12 protein-coding genes, 1 pseudogene and 1 riboswitch are annotated in these 15766 nt (G+C 53.0%); of the genes and pseudogenes, 6 read left to right on the plus strand and 7 right to left on the minus strand.

Annotation, left to right across the window (positions count from 1 at the left end):
• Positions 1 to 5: 5 nt before the first annotated feature.
• From C2M36_RS00545 to ilvG, 7 genes are all read right to left on the minus strand, one after another.
• Positions 6 to 1199 carry a methyltransferase gene (locus tag C2M36_RS00545; protein ID WP_105253265.1) on the minus strand — a complete coding sequence of 398 codons (1194 nt, stop codon included), beginning with the start codon at positions 1197 to 1199 and terminating at the stop codon, positions 6 to 8.
• A 67-nt stretch (positions 1200 to 1266) separates the two neighbouring features.
• Complete coding sequence (locus C2M36_RS00550) at positions 1267 to 2340, minus strand: ABC transporter substrate-binding protein (protein ID WP_234399051.1); 1074 nt, start codon at positions 2338 to 2340, stop codon at positions 1267 to 1269.
• A gap of 30 nt (positions 2341 to 2370) precedes the next feature.
• Positions 2371 to 3933 carry a threonine ammonia-lyase, biosynthetic gene (ilvA, locus tag C2M36_RS00555; protein WP_105253266.1) on the minus strand — a complete coding sequence of 521 codons (1563 nt, stop codon included), beginning with the start codon at positions 3931 to 3933 and terminating at the stop codon, positions 2371 to 2373.
• Entirely contained in the window at positions 3933 to 5789 is a 1857-nt protein-coding gene (ilvD, locus tag C2M36_RS00560) for a dihydroxy-acid dehydratase (protein ID WP_105253267.1), read from the minus strand. The genes ilvA and ilvD overlap by 1 nt, the downstream gene beginning before the upstream one ends.
• Positions 5790 to 5878: 89 nt before the next feature.
• Positions 5879 to 6802, minus strand: a complete 924-nt coding sequence (locus C2M36_RS00565) for a branched-chain amino acid transaminase (protein ID WP_105253268.1) — start codon at positions 6800 to 6802, stop codon at positions 5879 to 5881.
• A gap of 54 nt (positions 6803 to 6856) precedes the next feature.
• Complete coding sequence (gene ilvM, locus C2M36_RS00570) at positions 6857 to 7099, minus strand: acetolactate synthase 2 small subunit (protein WP_105253269.1); 243 nt, start codon at positions 7097 to 7099, stop codon at positions 6857 to 6859.
• Between the two features lie 8 nt (positions 7100 to 7107).
• The gene (gene ilvG / locus C2M36_RS00575) at positions 7108 to 8757 is read right to left on the minus strand and encodes an acetolactate synthase 2 catalytic subunit (RefSeq protein WP_105253270.1); all 1650 of its coding nucleotides are present in this window, start codon (positions 8755 to 8757) and stop codon (positions 7108 to 7110) included.
• 493 nt (positions 8758 to 9250) lie between these two features.
• Between ilvG and C2M36_RS00580 the strand changes: the two genes are divergently transcribed.
• From C2M36_RS00580 to C2M36_RS00605, 6 genes and pseudogenes are all read left to right on the plus strand, one after another.
• Complete coding sequence (locus tag C2M36_RS00580) at positions 9251 to 10126, plus strand: TraB/GumN family protein (protein ID WP_105253271.1); 876 nt, start codon at positions 9251 to 9253, stop codon at positions 10124 to 10126.
• 121 nt (positions 10127 to 10247) lie between these two features.
• A riboswitch (Lysine riboswitch) is annotated at positions 10248 to 10439 on the plus strand.
• A 128-nt stretch (positions 10440 to 10567) separates the two neighbouring features.
• Complete coding sequence (gene dapA / locus C2M36_RS00585; RefSeq protein ID WP_105253272.1) at positions 10568 to 11464, plus strand: 4-hydroxy-tetrahydrodipicolinate synthase; 897 nt, start codon at positions 10568 to 10570, stop codon at positions 11462 to 11464.
• Between the two features lie 7 nt (positions 11465 to 11471).
• A pseudogene (locus C2M36_RS00590) lies at positions 11472 to 12211 on the plus strand (2,3,4,5-tetrahydropyridine-2,6-dicarboxylate N-succinyltransferase).
• Entirely contained in the window at positions 12211 to 13416 is a 1206-nt protein-coding gene (locus tag C2M36_RS00595) for a PLP-dependent decarboxylase (protein WP_105253273.1), read from the plus strand. Before C2M36_RS00590 ends, C2M36_RS00595 begins: the two are co-directional and overlap by 1 nt.
• Before the next feature lie 5 nt (positions 13417 to 13421).
• On the plus strand, positions 13422 to 14534 hold the full coding sequence (locus C2M36_RS00600; RefSeq protein ID WP_105253274.1) for a succinylglutamate desuccinylase/aspartoacylase family protein: 1113 nt from the start codon (positions 13422 to 13424) through the stop codon (positions 14532 to 14534).
• A gap of 150 nt (positions 14535 to 14684) precedes the next feature.
• A complete protein-coding gene (locus tag C2M36_RS00605) occupies positions 14685 to 15725 on the plus strand; it encodes a phospholipase A (protein WP_105253275.1) in 1041 nt (346 codons plus the stop codon).
• Positions 15726 to 15766: the final 41 nt, after the last annotated feature.

The following is a 15766-nucleotide window of genomic DNA, read 5'->3' on the forward strand; positions in this document are numbered from 1 at the left end:
AACTCTCAATTTAATTTCGCTTCTATAAAGATATTTCTCGGTGTCAGTGACGCCTCACAAAACTCGAAAATATCCACCCGATAATTTGCTTGCTGCAAATATAAAGCACGATCGAGCGCGAGCCAAACCTCAATTGCCCGTCGAAACAGATGTCTTACCAGTTCAATACGGTCGGTCATGTGTTTTCGATCAGCGCCCAAGGCCAAATAATGCGGATAATCCAAGCCCTGTGGCAGGGTTAAACCCTTCTGCGTGGCCGCCCACTGGCAAAAATCTTTAAACTCGCCGCTAAATACTTGTTTGCCCACCGAAGGCACCGGAGTGTACTCACTGCGAGCAAACACATCGCGCACCAGCTGATCAAAACCAAGACGCCATTGCACCTCGGTTTGGCGCAGTCGCTGCACTCGCTGCCCGGCGGTCACCGTTTGCTGCAAGGCGAGTTTCAGATCGCTACTGTAAAAGCTGTTTTGGCTGGCCCCGGCGGCCTGGCTCATGGCCTGGTAACGCTCGCCGTCAATAAACAAATGATAGCAGCACGGAGAAATAGATAAACGTGGTGTGCCCAAGCGGCTGGCCTGACGCATCAGTTCCTGATGCAAACCGCCGCAGGCATGCAGAGCCACCGCATGGTCGCACTGGCGCAACCAACTCTGGCAATCATCCTCAAGCACATTGGCAACATTAAAGCGTATTGGTAAGGAAAAACGCTGCGCCAGTTCTTCACCCTGGGCGCATAACTGCGGCTGAATTTCGACACTCTGTACGCCGATACCATATTGATGCGCCAACAAACGCCCTAAATGACCCTTGCCCGCACACCACTCCAACAGGGTTGCGGCGTTTTCTTCGGGCTGCAAATGGGCGACAAAAGCCTGCAGTTGACTGAGCTTTCTGCCCTTAATGCCATTGCTTAACCAAAAAGGTAAGGTCGCTTGCTCGGCCCCGCCGTGACGTTGTGGCAACACACTCAGCTTATCCAGCTTTACCAGCTCGGGAATGTAGGAGTGAAAAAACGCCAGCAACTGCTGAGGATCGGCTTCAAGCTGCGCCACCTGCTCATCGCTTAGATCATCAAGTACCCGGGCCAGCTCGGGCCAGGGGTATTGGCTACAGGAAAAAGCCACACACTGCCAATAACAGCGGGTTTGATACAAGAGGTGATCCAGCGCTTCAAAGTGCGCGAGCAAGGCAGACATAAGGGTACGACGGTTAACAATTTGCCGGCGATTATAGCAAAGTAAGTGCCGGTACGTCGCAGTAAATCTATGCCTTCTTGGAATGGCGGGCGCAGTAAAACAGATGAATATAGGCGGGCACCGCCACCATCATCAATACCAGGGCCAGCACCATCATCCAAGATAAATTCATCGGTGAGTGCGGCGGCGCTGGGCGATAAATAAAGCCATCGAAGTGCATAGCCAGCTTTTTCGGCTCCAGGTGGTAAAGCTCGGTGATCACCCGCCAACGCGCATCCGACATGGCGCCGATGGAGTTACCCGACTGCATGATCAAGGGCTTGAGCTGATCCGCTTCAAACGCCAGCTGCTCCAAGGACTTATTGGGGGCGTAATGTTTTTGTGTGATGGCAAGGGCGTGGTCGAGATTCAGTAAGGCATAGCGCCAGCCGCGCATGCTCGCCTGATAAAATCGCTCGACTACTTCAGGGGAGTGGGCAATCAGGTGCTGCGAGGTAAAAAGCACGTCGCCATAAACGTTCAGGCCATAGCGCTTGGGGCATACCAAGCGATAGTCTATGCCTAACTGGCTGAGCTGATAGGGCTCATTGGTGACATACACCTGCATGGCATCGATTTCCTGCGCCAGCCAGGCATCTAAATTGGACTTGCCCACATGATCCACCACCTCAACGTTGACCTGGCGATGATCCAACAAGCTCATCAGCTCCGCATCTTCACCCTTGGTAAGCAGGCTAATGCGCTGCCCCTGAAAGTCTTCGGGATTGAAAATCGCCGAGTCTTTGCGCACCAACCAGCAATAAGGAGAAGATTGCAGCAAGGCCGCCAGTGCTACCACCGGCTTGCCTTCGAGCCTTTGCTTGATAATACCCGAGTGAGTAATACCGAAATGCGCGCCGCCACTGAGCACCTTGGTCATGGTATCTGTGTCCGTTGGCGGCGCCGGCATTATATTGACCTCTAAACCCGCATCACGGTAGTAACCTAGCTCCTTGGCAACATAATAACCGGCAAACTGAAATTGATGTTGCCACTTAAGCTGCAAGGTTACTTCGGTAGGCGCATCGGCCCAAACCCAAGGCGTGGTGCACAGCAGCAACAGCCGAACATAATAGCTAGCGAATGCAGTTATTTTGTTCACGATTCATCCTTGATTACGTTGACTATTCCACTATAAGCAAGCTTCGCTAATATTGCCAGCCGCACTCCCCTGGCCTTGACGATGAGCCAAAAACTGACGATAACAAGGGTTGTTCGTTTCATCTATATATTGATAGCCCAAGCATTGCAAATGCTGGTTAAAGGCCCCTTTATCCGCCTCGGGAACCTCAAATGCCGCCAGCACATTCCCAGTCGCGGCACCATGGTTACGGTAGTGGAACAGGCTGATATTCCATTTACTACCCAGGGTGTCCAAGAAACGCGCCAAGGCACCGGGATATTCGGGAAACTCAAAGCGCAACAAGCGCTCTTCCAGTTGCTCGCTGGGCTTGCCACCGACCATATAGCGCACATGCAGCTTGGCCAGCTCATTATCCGACATGTCCACATAGTCGTAACCTTGCTCGTCCAGCGCCGCCAGTACCTCCTGCAGTTCACTGGCGCCCTGGCGCAGACCAATACCAACAAAGATTTGTGCCTCGCCGGGCCCGGCATACCGGTAGTTAAATTCGGTAATGGCGCGCCCCCCCAGGGACTGGCAAAAACGTTTAAAACTGCCCTTTTCTTCCTTAATGGTGACCGCCAGTAGGGCCTCATTTTTCTCACCCAGTGCGGTGCGCTCGGCAACATGGCGCAAGCGATCAAAATTGAGATTGGCGCCAGAGAGCACAGCCGCCAATTTCAGCCCCTTCACTCCCGTGCTCTGCACCCACTTTTTCAGCCCGGCCAGCGCTAAGGCACCGGAAGGCTCGGCCACAGCTCGGGTGCCGACAAAAATATCCTGTACCGCAGCACAGATTTCATCGCTGCTAACGGTAACCACTTCGTCGCAAAACTGCTGTGCCAACCTAAAGGTTTCGGTGCCGATGATCTTCACCGCCACACCATCGGCAAAGCTGCCGACGCGCTCTAGTTCCACCGGCTTACCGGCGCTCATAGCTGCCTGTAAACAGGCGCTTTCTTCGGCTTCCACGCCAATCACGCGAATATCCGGACGCAGAGACTTAATATAGACCGCCATGCCGGCAAGCAAACCACCGCCGCCGACCGGCACGAACACCGCATCGAGTTCTGGCAACTGCTGCATCAGCTCACGGGCTATGGTGCCTTGGCCGACGATCACATCCGGATCATCAAAGGGGGGCACAAACACCGCGCCTTGACGCTCAGCAAGCTGCAGCGCATGGGCCTTGGCGGCATCGAAATGGTGACCATGAAGTACCACCTCGCCACCGAAGTTACGCACCGCATCGACCTTGATCTGCGGCGTGGTCAGGGGCATCACTATGGTGGCCTGATGACCCAGCTCGGTGGCACTCAGTGCCACCCCTTGGGCATGGTTGCCCGCCGAGGCGGTCACCACCTTGGCGCCTGTGGGTAACTTGCTTAGCTTGTTATAAGCGCCGCGCAATTTAAAAGAATAAACCGGTTGCTGATCTTCCCGTTTAAGCCAGATTTGTGAGCCCAATTTGGCTTCCAAGGCACTGAGTTCACTGACCTCGGTTACCTTGACCAGGGGCTCCATATTGGCCTGGATGATGGCGCGAAAATAATCGAGTTCGGTGGCCGCCATCAGCTTAACTCCTCAAGCTTTTGCAGGTCGCGCACCGCACCCTTATCGGCACTGGTGGCAAGCAAAGCATAGGCTTTGAGAGCTGGCGTCACCACACGCTGACGATCAAGCGGCTTATAGGCCTGCTTACCTCGGGCGTCTTCCTGAGCCCGGCGCTCTGCCAGTTGCTCTTCGCTCAGCGCCAGGTTGATGCCGCGATTGGGAATATCAATCACCACCTTGTCACCATCTTCTACCAAGGCAATGGCGCCGCCACTGGCCGCCTCTGGCGATACGTGACCAATAGACAAACCGGAGGTACCACCGGAAAAGCGGCCATCGGTGATCAGGGCACAGTCTTTATCCAGGGCCATGGACTTTAAGTAGCTGGTTGGATACAACATTTCCTGCATACCCGGACCCCCCTTGGGACCTTCGTAGCGAATGATCACCACATCGCCCTTTTGCACCTTGCCCTCAAGTATGCCATCAACGGCATCATCCTGAGATTCATAAACCCGGGCGGTGCCACTAAACACCAGCATCTCCTCGGCAACGCCGGCGCTTTTGACAATACAGCCATTGGGCGCCAGGTTGCCGTAGAGCACGGCCAGGCCGCCGTCCTGACTAAAGGCATGTTCGACACTGCGAATACAGCCCTGCTGACGATCCAGATCCAACTCATTCCAACGATAATCCTGACTCATGGCTTTGGTGGTCCGAATGCCTGCCGGACCAGCGCGGTAAAAGGTCTGCGCCTGGGTATTTTCCGAGTCGGTGGCATCGAAACGAGCGATCACCTCGGCCAGATTTTCGCCGGCCACATGGCCAACGGATAAGTCCAGCTTATCGGCCTTGCCCAGTTCATTGAGTATGGCCATGATGCCACCGGCACGGTGCACATCTTCAATATGGTATTGCTGCGTGGCCGGCGCCACCTTGCAGAGAAATGGCGTGCTGCGGGATAGTCGGTCGATGTCCGCCATATCAAAATCAACACCGGCCTCTTGCGCCGCGGCCAACAGGTGTAACACGGTATTCGATGAGCCGCCCATAGCGATATCCAGGGTCATGGCGTTCATAAAGGCCGCCTGATTGGCGATATTGCGCGGCAGTACAGACGCATCATCGTCGCCATAAAAACGGTTACACAAGTCGACGATACGCTGACCCGCTTCCACATAAAGCTGCATGCGATCCTTGTGGGTCGCCAGTGTGGTGCCATTACCCGGCAGAGCCAGACCTAAGGCTTCCAGCAAGCAGTTCATGGAGTTGGCGGTAAACATGCCGGAGCAAGAGCCACAGGTAGGACAGGCCGAGCGTTCAACCTGCTCCGAGTCCTCATCACTGACCGTGGGATCGGCACCCTTGACCATGGCATCGACCAAATCCAGCTTGATATCTATATTGGCTAGGCGAGTTTTACCCGCTTCCATGGGGCCACCGGAGACAAAGATAACCGGGATATTTAAACGCAGTGCGGCAAGCATCATGCCCGGGGTGATCTTATCGCAGTTAGAGATACACACCATGGCGTCGGCGCAATGGGCATTGACCATGTATTCCACCGAGTCGGCGATAAGGTCGCGCGATGGCAAGGAGTAAAGCATACCGCCATGGCCCATGGCGATGCCGTCGTCGATGGCTATGGTATTAAACTCGCGGGGGACGCCACCGGCGTCGCGAATGGTCTGCGCCATCAGATCGCTGAGCTGGTTTAGATGCACATGCCCGGGCACAAATTGTGTGTACGAGTTCACCACGGCGATTATCGGTTTTTTAAAATCGCTGTCGGTCATCCCGGTTGCTCGCCATAGGGCACGGGCGCCGGCTCGTTTACGTCCCTCGGTTGTTGTTGCACTGCGTAATTTAGCCATGTCTACCTCGATAATTTTGCGAACACCAATGTGTGTCGACTTTCCTCATTCCCAAAAAATATGGCAGCGTCAACACGCTGCCCTCAGTATTAGTCGTTTACGTATTCCAACCAGCCATGCGGGTCTTCGCTTTGCCCCTTAACCAGGTCAAAGTAGGCCGTTTGTAACTCTTCGGTGATAGGACCTCGCTCGCCCTGACCCACCTGGATTTGATCCACGCTGCGCACCGGCACGATTTCCGCCGCGGTGCCGGTCATAAAGAACTCATCGGCAAGATACAAGGCTTCACGCGCAATGGGCTCTTCACGTACCTCATAACCACGCGCTTTCGCCAGTGTCATTATGGTGTCGCGCGTTAAGCCCGGCAGAATACAGGCGGTGGTCGGCGGGGTATAAAGCACGCCATTTTTGATCACGAAGAGGTTTTCACCGGCGCCTTCGCTAAGCAGGCCATTGGTATCCAAGGCGATGCCTTCAACATAGCCATTACGCTTGGCCTCACCAGAAATAAGCTGTGAAGACAGATAGTTACCACCTGCTTTTGCGGCCGTTGGCATGGTATTCGGGGCCAAACGGTTCCAGGATGAAATACACACATCCACACCTTGCGCCAGGCTGTCATCCCCCAGATAGGCTCCCCACTCCATTGCCGCCACGGTAACCTCGGCACGATGAGATTTGGGGTTCAGGCCCAAGCCCACATGACCCAGAAAGGCGAATGGACGAATATAAGCATTGGTAAAACCGTTTTGTCTTACCGCATCCTTACACGCCTGATTGAGCTGCTCTAAGGTAAAGGGAATTTCCATACGGTAGATCTTGGCCGAGTCATACAGCCGCTTCATATGATCGGTTAAACGGAAAATCGCCGGACCGTTTGGCGTGTCATAGGCGCGAATGCCTTCAAAGACCGAGCTACCATAATGCAGGGCGTGGCTTAATACGTGCGTTGTCGCTTGGTGATAGGGGATCATTTCGCCGTTATGCCAAATCAGTTCAGAGGTTTGTGTCATGTGTTGTACCTTCTTTAAAATCCAGTTGCCTAACCGGCCCAAACGGGGCGCGGATTAACTTGCTTGTTGTTGTAGTTGCGCCATAGTGACACTGTGCACATCTACTAATTTATTTAGTTGCTGTGTTAAAAGATAGATAGGTTTATCGCTATCTACCGTGATATTGACCGCATATTGATCTTGGTCACAGGCCAACTCCAGGGCGGTCAGCTTAAAGCCACGGTGACGAGCCACACGCAGAAAACGCTCCACGGCCACGGTTTGATTCGCTAAGTTTAGGGTTAAACGGTGTTTCATGGTTGCTCCTAGGTGTTGGCTTGGGTCAGCATTTGGTCATTGGCGGCACCCGGTGGAACCAGGGGCCAAACATTGTCTTTGTCGTCTATGCATACGTGCAGTAAATAAGGGCCCTGACTGCTTAGCATGGCATCCAGAGCCGCATCAACTTGGTCTTGATGGGTGATGCACTGGCCGTCGATGCCGAACACCCGCGCCAAGGCAACGAAATCGGGGTTATCGGAGAGGTTGGTCTCGCTATAACGTTCGGCAAAAAAGAGCTGCTGCCACTGACGCACCATGCCCAAACGCTGGTTATCTATCACCACAATTTTCACATCCAGGTTATTGCGGCGTATGGTGGCCAATTCCTGGATATTCATCATGATCGAGCCATCACCCGACACCGTCAGCACCATGTCGGTCGGCCGCGCTATTTTGGCGCCTATGGCCGCCGGCAGGCCAAAGCCCATGGTGCCGGCACCGCCGCTGCTAAGGTGGTTGCTCGGGTGAGAAAACTGCATATGTTGCGCCACCCACATCTGATGCTGGCCGACATCACAGCAGACCACGGCATCAGCACTTAAACGCTGCGACAGCTTGTTGAGCAAGGCCGGGGCGTAAACCGTTTCGCCGGGATAGTCATAGCGCCAGGCATGCTGCTTCGCCAACGCATGGATATGCGCGCACCAATCCGGCTCGGTAACAAAACAATGCAGCTGCGGCAAGGAAGCTTTTAAATCCGCCACCAAGGATGCGGCAACCGGCTTGCGTTTACCCACCTCGGCGACATCAATATCCAGGTGAATAACCTGAGCATTGGGGGCAAATTTAGTCAGGTTACCGGTCACCCGGTCATCGAAGCGTGCTCCGATACACAACAATAGATCGCATTGCTGTACCGCCAAATTGGCCGCTTCGCCACCATGCATACCCAGCATGCCAAGGTTTAGTTCATAGTCGGGAGTAACGCTGCCCAGGGCCTTGAGCGTTTGTACCGCCGGCATATGGGTTTTATACAAAAACTGCATCAGTTGCGCTTGCGCATCCGCAGCCTGTACGCCGCCACCAATATAAGCGACCGGACGCTGACATTCGCTAAGTAGCTGATTGGCCTTATTCACCTGCTCCTGGCAAGGCTGTGCGGGCGCGTCGCAGTCGGCCAACCAGGGCTGATACTGGGCTTCACCCATTTGGATGTCCTTGGGAATGTCAACCAACACAGGACCGGGACGACCGCTTTGGGCCAGGTGAATGGCCTGCTGTAATACGGGCGCCAAATCTTCACTGCGCTCTACCATAAAGCTGTGTTTGGTGCAGGCCAACGACATACCCAAAACATCCACCTCTTGGAAGGCGTCGGAGCCGATGGCGGCGGTGGGAACCTGGCCGGTGATCGCCAATAAGGGCACCGAGTCCATCATGGCGTCCGCCAAGGCGGTGATCAAATTGGTGGCACCCGGACCACTGGTCGCCATGCACACTCCCAGCTTGCCACTGCTGCGGGCATAGCCAACCGCGGCAAAACCGGCACCTTGCTCGTGACGGGTGAGATAGTGGGTTACAGGTGATTCATACAAGGCGTCATAAATGGGCATGATGGCACCGCCTGGGTAACCAAAAACCTCGTTTATTCCTTCCTTTGCCAATATCTCCACAACTAATTCTGCGCCGGTCATTGTTCCTCATTCCTCAATGTGTTGGCCCTGAAACGAAAAAGCCCCCCGAACTTTTCAGTGCGGGGGGCCTTAAGCGTGTTAATTTTTTAACGCACTACGAAGCCCCCGCGGTAATAATAATCACCACGGTGTTAATCACTAGGACTAGGCTTGATAGCAGGTTAAACATATATAAATTCTGTCTTAATCTAATTAAAAATCTAAATGGACGGCTATACCGTCGCTCTTTTTCTATTAGTACCGCGAGTACCGGGGCAAGTCAACCACAAAAACAATGCAAAATAACAACTATAAAAGAGGGGTAGTGCATAAAAAATCCCTAAAACAATCTCTTACTTAAACCTAATAACCTTATAGCCCTCAACCGCAACTAACTTACCTTCGCTTGCCAATAGCTCTAGCTGATTAATTTTTCCCAATTATTTTTCGGTCAATGGGTTTTATGAGTTAACTCGGTTACACTCAAAAGCGACTCTAGTATCAGGATGACACGATGAAAAAATTAACTGCATTTTGGCTCTTTTGCCTGTTTATTATTTTTACCCAACCCGCTTTTGCCAAACTGACACCGGCCTTATGGCAGGTGGAAAAACAAGGAAAAACCTCCTACTTATTCGGCACTGTGCATGTAGGCGATAGCAGCATGAATGGCCTGCCCAAGAAGATCGAAAAAGCCATCGGCAACAGTGAGGCCGTGGTCGTAGAGGTTGACTTAAGCGCCCTGACTGCAGTGCAAATTCAACAGCGCTCCATGCCATTTTTAATGCTGCAAAATGGCCGAACCTTGGACTCAGAACTCAGCCCCAAAAGCTACCAGCAACTTGACCAGTACTTTGGTGAAAAAAGCATTAATATCAAGATGTTTTCTGAACTAAAACCTTGGGCTGTGTTACTTACTGTGATGCAGATTGAGCTGCAAAATGCCGGCTATTCGGACCAATTCGGCATAGACAAACAGGTAATGGCCAGCGCCGCACAACACAATAAACCCATCATTGAGCTGGAGTCCCTCGAACAACAGTTAGAAATGTTTACCGTCATGGAAGAGCACGCCGACCATATGGTCGCCGACACCTTTCGACAAATCAGTCAATTTGACGATAATTTTCAGCGCCTGATCGACGGCTGGAAAAAGGGTGAAACGGCGATGCTGGCCGAGGCCTATGAGCAGGCCTTCGATGACTCCGAATTTGGCCAACTTAATGAGCATGTACTCTTGGTTGAACGCAACCATAAGTGGATAAAACAACTAGAAAAACCCCTGAGTGAGCAATCCCTGTTTATTGCCGTTGGCGCCCTTCATCTGGGTGAAGAAAACGGTTTGATCAAGTTACTACAGGGCCAAGGTTTTAAAGTGACACGTATCTAAATTGACGCCAACCGGCGTGGATAAATACGAAAATTTGTGCCGCGATGAACGTTGACAGCGTGGTATGGAAAGTGTTTGAATAAAAAAGCACCCTATTGATTCGGCCATTTAGATGGCCGCAAGGGCTAGAAGAGGTGCGTCATCCAGGTAGTTATGATGAGGAGAGCAAGCTCCAACGACTCATAACGAGGGGGATGTACGCCGAGAGGTGAGGTAAATTGCTTAATACTCCCTCGGGCGCTTGGGTTGAATCCCGGCGACTGTCACCAATAGCACATGATTGCTATATGTTTGGTGGAGAGCTTCTGGTCTTAGCATAACAGGCCGGCAAGCCTTGTTACGTATAAGCCCATTCGCTCTTCGAATTTAACCTGTTCGAGTCGGCGAATGTGGAAACCACTCCCCTTTGTTGCTCTCGAACTCGCACTAAGTTCGGATGAGATGACAACTACTCAATCGTTATCACACACTGTGCTGTGGACAGCACTGATCACCCCGATGCTTGAAGATGGCGGCATTGACTTTGACGGTCTGAGCGCGCTGGCTCACGAGCAAGCGGCAGCCGGTAATGGCCTGCTGATCCTTGGCTCCACCGGCGAAGCCCTGGCCCTGGATATGGCCGAGCAACAAGCCGTGGTGAAACACATTTGCGCCCTGGCGCTCGACACCCAAATCATGGTCGGCGTGGGTGGCTACAACCTTGACGCACAGCGCCAATGGCTGGCCTTTTGTAATGACTACCCGATAGACGCCTATTTGCTTGGCGCTCCCTTGTATGCCAAGCCCGGTCCGGTAGGACAAGAACAATGGTTCCGCGCTTTGCTAGATGCCAGCGAACACCCCTGCATGCTTTACAACGTACCCGGTCGTGCAGCGGTCAGCCTGGACCCGCAGGTACTTGGCAAGTTGCAAGAACACCCGCGCTGCTGGGCCTTGAAAGAAGCCAGCGGCAGTATCGACTGTTTTGAACAATATCGTCTTGCAGCACCCAAATTGGCGATTTTCAGCGGCGACGACGCGCTTATCCCTTACTACGCTCAAGCCGGCGCCGCCGGATTGGTGTCGGTGGCGGCTAACGTGTGGCCCGAGGCTACGCACCACTTTGTGCAATTGAGCCTGCAGGGGCAAAGCCACAATGCATTTTTACATTGGCGCGAGGCGGTGGCGGCACTCTTCCATGTCAGCAACCCTATTCCCACAAAGTGCTTGTTACACACGCTTGGACGCATCACCTACCCGACTCTGCGTGCCCCGTTAACTCATACAGAGGTGGATGATTTACAACCACTTTTACGCGTACACGACAGCATCACATCTTGGCATTCAACACAGGTTTAAAATTTTCATGAGCTGGTTAGAACTTCTTAATAATTTAGAACGGGCGCCGTTCGCGCTGCATCACAGGACGAAAATGGTCAATGGCAGGCCAATATCGAGGTTAAGCAAGGCATTCTAGAGGCCTTTAAAAACGGCACTAATACCGAATTCCCTGGTGGTTTTGTCGATAAAGACAACCTGGCACCGCGCGGTTTCAGCTCCGAAGACAATGTCCGCATGGTACCGGGTGGTACCTCGGTACGCCGCGGCGCCTATGTGGCCGCAGGCACCATCATAATGCCACCTGCCTATATCAATATTGGTGCCTTTGTCGATGAAGGCACCATGGTCGACAGCCATGCGCTGGTCGGCTCTTGTGCTCAGGTAGGCAAAAACGTACACCTTAGCGCCGCGGTGCAACTCGGTGGCGTATTAGAGCCTATCGGTGCCAGCCCTGTGGTAATCGAGGACGATGCCTTTATTGGCGCTGGCTGCGTCATCGTTGAAGGCGTGGTAGTAAAAAAAGGCGCGGTACTGGCGCCGGGTGTACGCCTGAGCGCCACCATTCCGGTGTACGACTGTGTCAATGAGCGTCAGCTCGACAAGGGTGAACCCATCCCGGAAAACGCCATTGTGATCCCGGGCTCACGTCCAAGCTCAAGCGCTTGGGGCCGTGAACAAGGCCTATCGATGAGCTGTGCCCTAATCGTGAAATACCGCGATGAGCAGAGCGATGCCTCACTCGCGCTGGAAGAGGTATTACGCTAATGCTTCCTGTCAGTACCGACTTGCAAGGGCACCTTGAGTGCATCAGCCAGGAGCAGTTTGAGCCGTGCTTTGTCTACGACCTCGACGCCTTGCGTCAGCACCTGGATAAGCTGATGGCCCAAGACGTAGTCAAGCTCTGGTATGCGGTCAAGGCCAACCCCTTGTCACGCATCATCCGTACCCTGGCCGAGGCGGGCTTCCAGTTCGACGTGGCCAGCAGCGGCGAATTGCATCAGGTACTGGCACAACAAATCAATCCAGAGCAGGTGCTGAATACCGGCCCCGCCAAGTCGAAGCGACAAATCGATGAATTTATCGCCCTGGGCGTGCGCACCTTTGTGGCCGAAAGTCTCAACCAGGTACGCTGGCTAAACCAGGCCGCCCAGGCCCATAAGGTACAGCTGAAACTCTTGTTAAGAGTGCAGCTACGCTGGCCCAAGGGTGAAAAAAACCCGTTGGGCGGTGATACCCTCACCCCCTTCGGTCTCGATCCGCAACAGTGGCATGGTCTTTATCTCGCGGATTATCCGGCGCTGACCTGTATCGGGGTGCATATTTTCCAATGGGGAAATATGCTCAGCGCCGACAAGCTATTAAACCTGTGGCAACAGATGCTACCACCACTTCAGGCCTTAAGTGAGCAGCTTGGTTTTGCCATGCAGGTGCTTGATTTAGGCGGTGGCCTGGGCGTTCCCTATGACGACGAAAGTGAGCCGCTAGCCTGGCAGGATGTACTTACGGCGCTGGAGCAGATAAAACGCGAAAGCGGCGTGCAGGAGCTGTGGATGGAGCTAGGTCGTTATGCAGTGGCCGAGTGTGGCTATTACCTAAATCCTGTGGTTGAGCAAAAGGAAAACTATGGCGAGCAGCAGTTGATCGTCAGTGGTGGTATCAACCACCTACTGCGCCCTGCCGTGGCCGGTCAGGCCTTCCCGTGCACCCTATTGCGTACCAGCGAGGCGCCCACGAGAGCATTCAATATTCATGGGCCCTTGTGTACGGCGCTGGATAGCCTGGGCACCCACTTGCTTCCCGAAGACATTAACGAACAGGACTGGCTGGTGTTTGCCCAAACCGGTGCCTATGGGTTCACCGAAAGCATGCCGTTTTTCTTGTGTCACCCGCTGGCGGCGGAGTATGTGATCCAAGACGGCAATTTACATCTTTTGCGCGAAAGTGCTGCCCCCAGCAGCTATTTGAGGTAGTCGCCATGAACAAGATTGAGCAACAAAATATTCAGGTTGGCGAAATCGCCAACGGCCTGCCGCTGACCATTCCTGTTTACCGCCTTAAGGGTGATGGTACGGGTAAAAACGTCTATATCCAGGCCAATATGCATGGTGCCGAGGTACAAGGCAATGCGGTTATTTATCAATTGCTTGAGCAACTTAAAAACTTAGGGTTGCACGGCGACATCACCTTGGTGCCCTATGCCAACCCCATCGGCTGTAACCAAAAGTCGGGGGAGTTTACCCTGGGCCGTTTTGACCCCATTACCGGCGTTAACTGGAACCGCTTATATCATTACAATGCCGAGCTGGTAAGGCGGTTTGCAGAGCAAAGCGACAGTCTGTCGGATCAAGAGTTGAACGACGCATTTAAAGCGGCCCTAGTCGACGACGTAGCGCAGCGCTTAAACGGCCCGCAGCATGCGTTATCTACCGGTAAGCGTATCGCCCTTAACCTACAGCGCTTAGCACATGAGGCGGATATCGTACTGGATTTGCATACCGGCCCCATTTCGGCCAAGCACCTGTATTGCCCCGAATATGCCCGTGCCAGTGCCCGCTACTTTAATATCGAACATGTGCTGCTGATCCCCAATGAATTCGATGGCGCCATGGACGAAGCGGCATTTTGTCCCTGGTGGGAGCTGCAAACTCAACTAAAACGCCGGGGTCGTGACTTCGAGGTGCCCGTGGAAGCCTACACGGTGGAACTGGGCTCGCAAGAGCGCATTGATTTGACCGAAGCCTTGGACGATGCGCAAAGCATTTTAAGCTACTTGAATTACCAAGGCCTGTTTGTGGATGCCGCCTATCAGCCTAAAACCATGCAGCGCCACGCCTGTTATCTGAAAGACTATGTAGCCTATTATGCGCCTATGGGTGGGATGATCGAATATCTGGCCGGGCTGGGCGAGCACCTGAAAGCCGGTGATGCCATTGCCCGTATCCTGAGAATGGAGCGCTATTTAAGTGAAGAGCCGCTGCATACCTTGCGGTTCGACCAAGATGCCATTGCGATTTTGCACTTTGCCTCGGCCAGTGTAAATCAGGGCACCGAACTCTATAAATTTTTTACTAATACCTTCGAGTTATAACCAATTGCGTGAGAGTCAGTGAGAGGTACTCACTGCTAATGGGCGGCCTAGCCGCCCATTTTTTCAGCTTAAATTCACCTAATTGCTGCGAAAGTAGCGTCCTAACAGTATAATTCTTCATATCTCCAACGATTTAATAACAGGCAAGTTATGGATTGGCGCTATCTAATTACCGGCCTAGCCACCAGCACACAGCTGTGGGCAGCCGAGCCGGACCCCACGCAGCAAAGTCAACAGCAAAAACAACTCGATATTGTTAAGCAGTGTATTCTCAATGAAGTCATCGGCGGCGATGGTCAGCAGACAATCGATCAATTGCGAGAAAAATGCGCCGCCCTTGAGGTGAGCCGAAAGCTAAGCGCAATCGATAAGCGTAAAGCTCGAGAGCAGGTGACGGAAAAAAACCGCAACGTGATCACCCCGCACAACCGTAACTATATTTTGCCCGTCACCTATATCAAGCACCCCAACGAAGAGCCCTTTGGTGATGATCTTGATAACCTATCTCAAGGTGATGATGGTGAAAACCTGGATAACGTCGAAATTAAATACCAACTTTCGCTTAAAGTTCCTGTTTTCGACGATTTTAGCGACAAGGACCAGGCCATTTATTTTGCAGTGACCCTGCAATCGTACTGGCAATTCTACAACGACGATATTTCCTCGCCGTTTCGCGAGACCAACTATGAGCCGGAAATCTTCTGGATCAACTACCTAGATGAAGAAAATGTCTGGTGGGGCGATGAACTCGCTATTGCCCTCGGGATCTCGCACCAGTCGAATGGTCGCAGTCAGCCCTATTCACGTTCCTGGAACCGCATCTATGCCAACTTTATCTGGGAACAAGACGGCTATGTATTTAGCTTTAAGCCCTGGTACCGCCTTCCCGAAGACGAAAAAGACGACCCAATGGAAGCCAAGGGCGATGACAACCCGGATATTTACAAGTATATGGGTTACTTTGAGTTTCGCGGTGTGCGTCGCTTTGACGACCACGAGGTCAGCTTTATGCTGCGCAACAACCTCAACTCGGACAACCGCGGTGCCTTGCAGCTTGACTGGTCATTCCCACTTTGGGGCCGGTTGCGCGGCTATGCTCAATATTTCAATGGTTATGGCGAAAGCATGATCGACTATAACGCCGATATTGAACGCTTTGGCGTCGGTATCCTGCTAACTGATTTACTTTGAGTGCCTAAAGAAAGGCGATAAGTGAACTTATCGCCTTGCTA

Origin of the sequence: Pseudoalteromonas sp. T1lg75 (assembly GCF_002964705.1) — a bacterium.
GTDB lineage: Bacteria > Pseudomonadota > Gammaproteobacteria > Enterobacterales > Alteromonadaceae > Pseudoalteromonas.

Excerpts from the sequence above, each read along its gene's own strand:
- C2M36_RS00545 (WP_105253265.1), bottom strand. The coding sequence starts at position 1,199 with ATGTCTGCCTTGCTCGCGCACTTTGAAGCGCTGGATCACCTCTTGTAT.
- ilvA (WP_105253266.1), bottom strand. The coding sequence starts at position 3,933 with ATGGCGGCCACCGAACTCGATTATTTTCGCGCCATCATCCAGGCCAAT.
- ilvD (WP_105253267.1), bottom strand. The coding sequence starts at position 5,789 with ATGGCTAAATTACGCAGTGCAACAACAACCGAGGGACGTAAACGAGCC.
- C2M36_RS00565 (WP_105253268.1), bottom strand. The coding sequence starts at position 6,802 with ATGACACAAACCTCTGAACTGATTTGGCATAACGGCGAAATGATCCCC.
- ilvM (WP_105253269.1), bottom strand. The coding sequence starts at position 7,099 with ATGAAACACCGTTTAACCCTAAACTTAGCGAATCAAACCGTGGCCGTG.
- ilvG (WP_105253270.1), bottom strand. The coding sequence starts at position 8,757 with ATGACCGGCGCAGAATTAGTTGTGGAGATATTGGCAAAGGAAGGAATA.
- C2M36_RS00580 (WP_105253271.1), top strand. The coding sequence starts at position 9,251 with ATGAAAAAATTAACTGCATTTTGGCTCTTTTGCCTGTTTATTATTTTT.
- dapA (WP_105253272.1), top strand. The coding sequence starts at position 10,568 with ATGACAACTACTCAATCGTTATCACACACTGTGCTGTGGACAGCACTG.
- C2M36_RS00595 (WP_105253273.1), top strand. The coding sequence starts at position 12,211 with ATGCTTCCTGTCAGTACCGACTTGCAAGGGCACCTTGAGTGCATCAGC.
- C2M36_RS00600 (WP_105253274.1), top strand. The coding sequence starts at position 13,422 with ATGAACAAGATTGAGCAACAAAATATTCAGGTTGGCGAAATCGCCAAC.
- C2M36_RS00605 (WP_105253275.1), top strand. The coding sequence starts at position 14,685 with ATGGATTGGCGCTATCTAATTACCGGCCTAGCCACCAGCACACAGCTG.